The 9,174-nt window shown below is 67.1% G+C and carries 8 protein-coding genes; 2 read left to right on the forward strand and 6 right to left on the reverse strand.

Annotated features, from left to right (window positions below; genetic code table 11):
- Positions 1–189: 189 nt before the first annotated feature.
- Together ABZ260_RS39375 and ABZ260_RS39380 are read right to left on the reverse strand one after the other, a co-directional pair.
- Positions 190–774 carry an HD domain-containing protein gene (locus ABZ260_RS39375; RefSeq protein ID WP_355627724.1) on the reverse strand — a complete coding sequence of 195 codons (585 nt, stop codon included), beginning with the start codon at positions 772–774 and terminating at the stop codon, positions 190–192.
- A 347-nt stretch (positions 775–1,121) separates the two neighbouring features.
- Positions 1,122–4,679, reverse strand: a complete 3,558-nt coding sequence (locus ABZ260_RS39380) for a serine/threonine-protein kinase (protein ID WP_355627727.1) — start codon at positions 4,677–4,679, stop codon at positions 1,122–1,124.
- A 167-nt stretch (positions 4,680–4,846) separates the two neighbouring features.
- Here ABZ260_RS39380 and ABZ260_RS39385 point away from each other — a divergent pair, with 167 nt between their 5' ends.
- Positions 4,847–5,737 (forward strand): nucleoside hydrolase, encoded by an 891-nt coding sequence (locus ABZ260_RS39385; RefSeq protein WP_355627730.1) that lies wholly within the window; start codon positions 4,847–4,849, stop codon positions 5,735–5,737.
- A gap of 37 nt (positions 5,738–5,774) precedes the next feature.
- Here the strand turns inward: ABZ260_RS39385 and ABZ260_RS39390 are convergent, their stop codons facing one another.
- From ABZ260_RS39390 to ABZ260_RS39405, 4 genes are all read right to left on the reverse strand, one after another.
- The gene (locus ABZ260_RS39390) at positions 5,775–6,140 is read right to left on the reverse strand and encodes an STAS domain-containing protein (RefSeq protein ID WP_350921220.1); all 366 of its coding nucleotides are present in this window, start codon (positions 6,138–6,140) and stop codon (positions 5,775–5,777) included.
- Positions 6,141–6,238: 98 nt separating this feature from the next.
- Positions 6,239–6,505, reverse strand: coding sequence for an STAS domain-containing protein (locus tag ABZ260_RS39395; protein WP_355627734.1), 267 nt, complete (start codon positions 6,503–6,505; stop codon positions 6,239–6,241).
- Positions 6,506–6,791: 286 nt separating this feature from the next.
- The gene (locus tag ABZ260_RS39400; RefSeq protein ID WP_355627736.1) at positions 6,792–6,923 is read right to left on the reverse strand and encodes a hypothetical protein; all 132 of its coding nucleotides are present in this window, start codon (positions 6,921–6,923) and stop codon (positions 6,792–6,794) included.
- A gap of 338 nt (positions 6,924–7,261) precedes the next feature.
- Complete coding sequence (locus ABZ260_RS39405; protein ID WP_355627739.1) at positions 7,262–8,602, reverse strand: APC family permease; 1,341 nt, start codon at positions 8,600–8,602, stop codon at positions 7,262–7,264.
- A 196-nt stretch (positions 8,603–8,798) separates the two neighbouring features.
- Between ABZ260_RS39405 and ABZ260_RS39410 the strand changes: the two genes are divergently transcribed.
- Entirely contained in the window at positions 8,799–9,131 is a 333-nt protein-coding gene (locus ABZ260_RS39410; RefSeq protein WP_355627742.1) for a hypothetical protein, read from the forward strand.
- Positions 9,132–9,174: the final 43 nt, after the last annotated feature.

Here is a 9,174-nt window from a genome sequence, read left to right on the forward strand (position 1 = left end):
CGGAGGGGAGATGGGGCCACAATTCACTCACTGGAAAATCCGCCCCCTGCCGAGGTTCCTCACTGCGCCGGAGATCTGAGTCCTGAACTCCGCGACCCCGGCCTTCAGGCCGGGGAAAGGTCCGTACTCCGCAGGACGCACCCGCCTCGCTCTTCCTCAAGATCCCCGCCCGAGGTCGGCCGGCGAGCGTCAGATGTCCCGCTCCCCGTTGAGCACGCGTGTCACCCACTCAAGCGACCCCGTGCTGAGTGCTTCGTCCGCGAGGCGTTTGGCGGACGGCGTCTTCAGCGCGGCGAGAGAGCTGTCGATCCACGGCTGCACGTTCTGATGCCCCTGCTCCCGGTACTCGATCGCCTGGATCAGGCACTCCAGCTTGTCCGCGTCACGGGCGCAGACGGCTTCGAGGCTGGTCTTCTCCTCGTACTCACCGACCGCGCCGCTCACCATCTCCGCCACGGGCTCGGGGAGACCGCGCACCTGGTCGGCGGTGACATCCTCGTTCTGTGCCGCCTTCAGGTAGGGCTTGGCGAGGTAGGGAATGTCGGTGACCCGCGTCTCCTGCGTGTCGTGGAACAGGCTCATGAAGGCCGCGCGCTCGGGGTTGCCGCCTTCCAACGCGGTGATCACGCTTGCGATGATCGCTGTCCGGAAGGAGTGGTCGGCGATGCTTTCCGGGTCCCGTACTCCCGCGACCAGCCAGCCCGTGCGCCTGTAGCGCTTGAGCAGCCCGATCTCGTACAGCAGGCCGGCCAGCCTCGACGGTTCCTCGGCCATGGAAGCCCCCTCTCCCCCTCGGTGGATCACACTCGGAGCGTAGATGATCGCCTCCGACTCCTGCCGGGACCGCGGCGACACGGTGGCCTCGTCCAGCGTACGGACAGCCGCGTCCCCGAGGGCATCGGCCGCTCAGGGGTCCGGTGCCGAGGGACGCGGCACGATCAGCGTTCACAGCGTGTGCGCCACCACATCGGCGTAGGGATCGGTGGAGTCCAGCTTGCCGATCAGATGCTCGAGAAGCACGGTCCCACGCCAGGTGTCCAGACTCGGTTCGACCATCAACCGCCCGCCCATACGGCGGCGGTGAAACATTCCAGAACGCTTCGACCACTGCGACATTCGAGCTAGCAGACCTTTTCATACGACACCTCCGGAAGATATTGCGCCCATTCCTCGGAAGTGAGGGATCGCCCGGCGATGGCGCACAGCGAGGAGAACGGGTCGGCGGGCGTTGCCACGTCCCAGAGCCGGACGGTCTTGTCCACGCCTGTGGTGGCGAGAACGGTCCCGTCGGGACTGAAGACCACCGCGTTCACGATGTCGGTGTGGCCGGTGAGGGGTTGGCCGATCTGTCGGCGAGTGGCCACGTCCCACAGGCGGACGGTCCCATCGTCACTCGCGGTGGCGAGAACGGTCCCGTCGGGACTGAAAGCCACCGCGCGTACGACGTCGGTGTGACCGGTGAGAGGCTGACCGACCTGCTTACGGGTGGCCACGTCCCACAACCGGACGGCGTTGTCGTCACCCGCGGTGGCGAGGGTCGTACCGCGAGGGCTCAAGGCCAGTGTGAGCGCTGCGAAATTACGGCCGGCAAGCGGTTGGCCGATCTGGTGGTGAGTGACTCCGCTCCAGAGGCGGATGGTGTTGTCGTTACCGACGGTTGCCAGAGTTGTGCCATCGGAGCTGAAAACCGTCGCGTTCACGGTTCTGGTGTGACCGGTGAGGGGTTGACCGACCTGCTTACGGGTGGCCACGTCCCACAACCGGACGGCGTTGTCGTCACCCGCCGCGGCGAGGGTCGCACCGTTGGGGCTGAAGGCCACCGCGCTCACGAAGCCGGGGCCGATGGAGAGTTCGCCGACCTGGCGGTGAGTGTCCCCGTCCCAGATTCGGACGCTCTTGTCGTCGCTTGCGGTGACCAGAGTCGCGCCGTCGGGGCTGAACGCCATCGCGCTCACGAATTCGGTGTGGCCGGTGAGGGGTCGGCCGATCTGGCGGTGAGTCTCTCTGTCCCAGAGCCGGACAACGCTCTTGTCGTCCCTTGAGATGGCCAGAGTCGTGCCGTCGGGGCTGAAAGCCACCGCACGTGCGAAGTCGGGGCCGGTAAAAGACCGGCCGATCTGGCGGTGGGTGGCCACATCCCAGAGCCAGACGGTCTCGCCTCTACCCGTGGTGGCGAGGGTCGCACCGTTGGGGCTGAAGGCCACCGCGGCGTTCGCGGAATCGGTGTGGCCACTGAGGGGTTGGCCGAGCTGCTCGCCGGTGGCCACGTCCCACAGGCGGGCGGTGTCATCGTCGCTCACCGTGGCGAGGATGCTTCCGCCGGGGCCGAAGGCCACCGCGTGCACAGTCCTGGTGTGGCCGGTGAGGGGTCGGCCGACCTGCCTGCCAGTGGCCACGTCCCACAACCGAGCGGTCCTGTCGTCACTCGCGGTGGCGAGAACGGTGCCGTCGGGACTGAAAGCCACCGCGTTCACGAAATCGGTGTGACCGGTGAGGGGTCGGCCGACCTGCCGGCGAGTGGCCACATCCCACAGCTGGACGGTCCTATCCAGGCCGCCGGTGGCGAGAACGGTCCCATCGGGACTGAAAGCCACCGCATTGTTGTGACCGGTGAGAGACCGACCGACCTGCCTGCCAGTGGCCACATCCCACAACCGGACGGTCCTATCCAAGCCGCTGGTAGCGAGAACGGTCCCATCGGGACTGAAAGCCACCGCGTTCACGCCTTCGGTGTGACCGGTGAGAGACCGACCGACCTGCCTGCCAGTGGCCACATCCCACAACCGGACGGTCCTATCCAAGCCGCCGGTGGCGAGAACGGTCCCATCGGGACTGAAAGCCACCGCGCGTACGATGTCGGTGTGACCGGTGAGAGGCTGACCGACCTGCCGACGAGTGGCCACATCCCACAGCCGGACGGTCTCGTCGTCACTCGCGGTGGCCAGAACGGTCCCATCGGGACTGAAAGCCACCGCGTTCACGGAATTGGTGTGGCCGACCAGTTCTTCTCGTGCCGGGTCGGCGAGAATGTCGAGCATGATGTGGCGGGCTTCGGGAGTGGGAGCAAAATGCCGTGATGTGACAGCAAGCAATTGGGCTATCTTGGGATCGGCTGTTCTGAGTTCTGCGCTCTGCAGCGCAAGTTGGCGAGACAGAGTCGCCCTGGCCTGCTTCTCCGCCTTGGTCCGCTCACCCTCGGCTATCGACCGCTGAACGTCGGCGTTGTTGGCCGCGTTGACAGCGGCACCGGCTCCCGCCAATGCCCCGATCAGCAGAATCACCAGGCTGATCACAGCCAGCCGGCGTTGCCTGACGCCACGGGTCACGGCGCGGGTACTGGCCTCAAGGAAAGTGCGTTCCAGCCGGGTCAGCGTCAGCTGGCGACGGTCGGTGGCCGCCCATCGCTGGACGGTCTCCAGGCGATTGCCTCGAAGCAGGTCCCCGTCTTTGCGTTCGTGCTCTTCCCAGTGTCGGGCCGCGGTGGTCAGCCCGTCCAGGATCGCCAGTCCGTCCCGATCGGCATCCACCCATCGGCGCAGCCGCGGCCAGGCGCGTAACACCGCCGGACGCAACAGGCTGATCTCCTCTTCTCGGGTGGAGATCAGGTAGGAGAACGTCTCCAGGATGCGTTGGACCGCGGCTCGCTCTGGCTCTGGCCGCTCCTCCAGCAGGTCGGCCGTCGACGCCGGGCGGGCGGTCTCCACGTTGTCCTCGCCGATGACCACCAGCCGCAGGAAGACATCTGGCACCAGCTCCCGCTCGGCGCCGCTCAACGCCTTGTACGCCTGTTCGGCCAACATGCCAAGCGCCGGATCCGCCACCTCGGGTGCTCGGATCCCACGCGCCCGCGCACTGCCCGCGCTGAGCAGCCCAGCGGCACCGGCTCCGCTACCGCTCACCAACGCCAGCAGCAACTCCCGCGCCGACGGCCGTGCGTCAGGATCCTTCGCCAGTGCCGCGGCCACCAAGGCCCTCATCGAAGCCGGCAACGCACTCAGATCCGGCTCCAGCGACAGCACCCGATGCATCGTCGCGCCCAGGCTTTCGGCCCGGAAGGCGTCCTGACCGGTGACGGCGAACAGCATGATGGCACCCCAGGCGAAAACATCCGCCGCCGCCTCGGCACGCCTTCCGGTGAACACCTCTGGGGCTATGTACGGCGGCGTGCCCGCGACCACTCCGGCCGAGCTCAGCGACATCTCCTCGGTCCGCGCTATGCCGAAGTCGATGACCCTCGGCCCGTCAGCCGCCAGTAGCACGTTGTCCGGCTTCAGGTCCCGGTGAACGACCCCGGCATCGTGCACGGCGGTGAGTGCTGTGGCGATCGCGGTGGCCAGCCGGTGCAGATCGTCCCCTGTGAACCGGCGTCCGCTCCGCACCACCTGGCGCAGGCTCGCCCCCTCGATGTACTCGCTGACGATGTATGGCTTGTCCCCATTCGCATCGGCATCGAGCACGCGAGCCGTACAGAAAGACGCCACCCGCTGAGCCGCGGTGACTTCGCGCTGGAAGCGGTCCCGCAACCCGGGGTCGTTGGAGGCGTGCAACACCTTGAGCGCGACCCGTGCGCCCTGTTCGTCATAGGCTTCGTAGACGACACCCTGCCCCCCCTCGCCGAGCCGTCCGGCCAGCCAGTACTGCCCGATTCGCTGTGGGTCTCTCGCTGTTAACGCGCCCATTCCGATCACTCCGTCGCGGTGAGTCGCCGACCGGTTGGACGCGCCAAGAACTCCGAATGTTCTGAAGCGCGAACGCGATAAATGGCTGGCTTCGTTCTGCACTGACTTCGTACGATCAGCGAACATTTAAGCTTTTCACCACGGCGCGGGGAAGGTCACGAGACGCGATGCTGGATCTACTGCTCGATCTGGAGACCCAGGATCCCGACGATGTGCTGACCCTGTGCCTGGTCGCGACCCATCCGGCGGTACGGCTGCGCGCCGTCACCGTCACCCCCGGGTCGGCGGCCCAGGTCGGGCTGGTCCGGCACGTGCTCAAACTGGTCGGCCGAGACGACGTCCCGGTGGGCGCCAGTGATCCCGGCACCGGCAAGGACCATGTGTCGGCCTTCCATCACCGCTGGCTCGGCGCTCCTGCCCCGGCCCTGCCGGACGCCCCGCCCGGCGCCCTGATCGCCCGGACCCTGGAGCACCACCCCCGGGCCACGCTTCTCACCGGCGGCCCACTGCACAACCTCCAGCGGTTTCTCGACGAGCAGGCGGGGGTGAGGCTGAGCCGGTGGGTGGCCCAGGGCGGGTTCGCCGGTGACAACATCGTGCCGCCCGAGCACCGGCTGCCGAAGTTCGACGGCCGTACCGTGTGCCCGACGTTCAACTTCAACGGCGCCCCCGGGGCGGCCCGGCTCGCGCTGTCGTCCGGTGACCGGATCGCCCGGCGCGAACTGGTGTCCAAGAACGTCACCCACGGAGTTCGCTACGACCGGGAGTTCCACGAGCGGCTGCGGCCGTACCGGGACCGCGCGGCCGGGCTCGCCCTGGTGTTCTCGGGCATGGAGCACTACCTGCGCAAGAAGCCGGGGGGAAAGCTGCTGCACGACCCCACCGCGGCCTGCGTGGCCATCGACCACGCCATCGCCGGCTGGGCGGAGGTCGAGATGGTCCGGGAGGAGGGCGGCGCGTGGGGCGCGCGGCCGGCCGTCGGCAGCCAGACGTTCATCACGACCGTGATCGATCGCGAGCGGCTCTTCGAGACCTTTGTCGGCGAGGGCACCGTTTGATCTCGCACGGTGGTCGCGCGTCGTGCGGAACCTCGCCTCAGGCCGCTTCCAGCGCCTCGGCCACGGAAGGGAACATCTCGAACACCTGGGTCAGGCCGGCCAGGTTGAGCCGCCGGGCGAGGTTGCCCTGAACTCCAGTGAGGATGACTCGCACTCCCTCGCTCAGGCCGTGGTGGCGAACCTGGAGCAACTCGCCGATCCCCGAGGAGTCACAGAAGGTCAGGGCCGACAGGTCGAGGATGAGAAGCTGCGAGGGCAGGGCACTCCACGCCCTTCCCATCTCCTCCCGCAGCACCGGCGTGTGGTAGTGATCAAGCTCCCCACTCGCCCGCACGACGAGCGCGGTGCCGTGCAACCCCGAGGTGGCGGTGAAAGCAGGCTCCGCCTCATTTCCCACGAACATGACCAACCTTCTGACCTACCTTGTCCCAAGCAACACAACTGTCTCATACGGTGTGAACCACCCCGGTGGGCCACGGAGCACGTCGGCCCACCGGTCGTTCACGTCGTTCCGGGGAACACCTTCATCGCCTCCTCAACCGTACGGCGGGTGTCGAACAGTTCTGCCACTCCGAGGCGGCTCAGCCGGTTCCGCATCGCGGCGGAGAGGCCGACGAGGACGAGCGAGCCCGTCAGACGGCGGACGCGGGCGAGGGCGTACATCAGCACGCCGTACCCGGTGGAGTCACAGAAGGTGACCTCGGTGAGGTCGATCACCAGGCGCGGGTGATCGGTCGCCCGCAGGGCGACGTCGGCCTGCTCCCTCAACCGGGGGGGGAGGACCCGTAGTCCAGCGCCCCCGCCGCGTACCTGGTTGTGAAGTGACGGTGCCTGTCGGTTCGGATCCGGAATCCCGCACCGCCTTCGCCCCTCGACATCGGTATCCCCTCCTGACTATGTGCCAGGTGCCCCCGAACAGGCGGTTCCAATCCTGGCGGGCACGGCCCACCGGTGGTGATACAAGGAACTCGGACCCGGCGACCTGTGGATCAACGGCGTCGACGCCGACCATCCGGGGCAGGTGCTCATCCTGCACTTCGACGGCACCGCCTGGTCACGCGAGTACGGTCCGCTGTTCCGCGCCCACACCGCCACCCAGCAGTACGACGAGACCGACGACGGGCGACACCGGTCTGGCCCGGGTGCCGGGCACCGGCGCGCTGAGGGCGGTGGGCTCGGTCGGCATCGGCGACGACGAGAGGGCCTCCCCGCACGGCCACAAGGTCTCCGGCTTGGAACAGACGGGGTCCCTGCCGGAAACATGCCCTCCGTACTCTGCGGACATAGAGCCCCCAACCCCTCAAACGCCACTACTGATTCCCTCAACGACACAGCCGGGACCTCGGGGACGATACCTCCACCCCCGAGCGGTCCGCGCCCGGCGAAAAAACCGCGAAAAAGTCAGTCAGCTGGCGTAGTCTCTCTCAAACTCCAACAAAGAGGGAGTACGACATGAAAAAGGTCTTAATCCTCCAAAAGCCTCGGCCACCCCGGAAACCCGCCCCCCTCGACCTCCGCACCCCCTCAGGACGAGCTCTGCCCTTCTGACAGGAAGAGCCGGTTGACGAACCAGAGGATCATCCCGATCGCGAGCAGGACCCCCGCTCGGATGTAGACGTCCGCCCCCCTGCCGGTGACCGGCAGCGCCAGGACGAGACAGACCAGCGCCCCCAGGGCGGGCATCCAGCTCGGCGCCCGGAAGTGCTCGTGGTCCACGCGCTCCCTGCGCAGGACCAGCACGGCCACGTTGACGATCATGAAGACGCAGAGCAGTAGAAGCACCGTGGTGTCGGCCAGGTTGCCCACGTCGCCGGTGGCGACCAGCACCGCCGCGACCCCCACGGTGAAGACGATGGCCACCCACGGGGTGGATCTCGTCGAATGGACCGACGCGAAGATTCGCGGCACGATCCCTTCCCGCGCCATGCCGTAGACCAGGCGCGAGGCCATGAGCATGTTGATCAACGCGGTGTTGCCCACCGCGAGCAGCGCGATCAGCGCGAACAACTTGGGCGGGAACGCCAGCCCGGCGACCTTGACCACTTCGAGCAACGGGCCGGACGAGGTGGTCAACGTCCTGGTGTCGACCAGCATGGTCGCCGTGAACGCGACCCCCAGGTAGATGATCGCCGCGGCGGCCAGGCCGCCGAAGAGCGCCCGGGGAAAGTCCCGCTGCGGGTTCTTGGCCTCCTCGGCGAGGTTGACCGAGTCCTCGAAACCGAGCAGCGCGTAGAAGGCGAGTGCCGTGCCTCCCAGAACACCGAGGAAGGCGCCGTTGACCGGGTGGAACTCCAGGGCCCGGGACGGCTCGCCGTCACCGGACAGCAGGGCGTAGATCCCGATCGCGATGATGACCAGCAGGCCGAACGCCTCGACGATCGTCAGCACCACGTTGACCTTGATGGACTCGGAGATGCCGGCGAAGTTCACCAGGGTGACCAGGCCGAGGAAGATGAACGCGCCGACGACGACCGGCAGCGTGACGAACTCCGCGAGGTAGTTGCCACCAAAGGCCCGTGCGGCGGCACTCGCCGAGGTGATCCCGCTCATCATCACCGCGAATGCCACAATAAAAGTGACAAAAGGGATATTGAACGCTTTATTCACATAAAGTGCAGCACCCGCGGCCTGCGGATACTTACCGACGAGTTCGGCGTAGGCGGTCGCCGTCAGCGCCGCCAGCAGGAAGGCGACGAGGAAGGGCAGCCACAGGGCTCCCCCGACGTAGCCCGCGACCTTCCCGACCAGCGCGTAGATCCCCGCGCCAAGGATGTCGCCCACCACGAACAGAAGCAGGACCCTGCGCCCGATGACCCGCTTGAGCGAGCGCTGACCGGAACCGGATTCGACGATCACCTCAGCCATACCCCGCTCTTACCCACAGCGAGAGTGAAATCACACCAGGTCACTTGAGTCACTTCTGTAAGTGCCGTGAAAGTGACGCGCAAGTCCCTATGCTTACCGTCTCACCTGTCACGAAATGCAATGAAAGGTAAAAATGTTCCGCGCCTTTTCCTCCCGCCGTATCGCTGTCGCCGCCGCGGGAGCCGCTCTCATATCGATGACCGCCGCCTGCGGCGGCTCGTCCGGCAACGACGCGATCTGCACCGAGGCCGGGTGGACGAAGATCTTCACGGACTACACCACCTCCGCCACGGCGGGCGCCGGTGACCCCGGCAAGTTCAACGACGCCACCGCCAAGCTCGCCGCCGACCTCAAGGCACTGGCCGGCACGGCCGACGGCGATGTGGCCGCCGCGCTCACCGACCTGGCCACGTCGTTCGAGTCGATCAAGATCGACCCGAACGACCCGGCCGCCTCGGCCGCGGCCCTCGGAACGGTCGGGACGAAGTTCCAGGAGGCGACCACCAAGCTCGCCGCCGCCTGTTCGTAACCGGACCCGTGCCTACTGGGGAGACGAGGCTCACCCGGTAAGG

The organism is Streptosporangium sp. NPDC006013, assembly GCF_040614275.1.
Taxonomy (GTDB): Bacteria; Actinomycetota; Actinomycetes; order Streptosporangiales; family Streptosporangiaceae; genus Streptosporangium.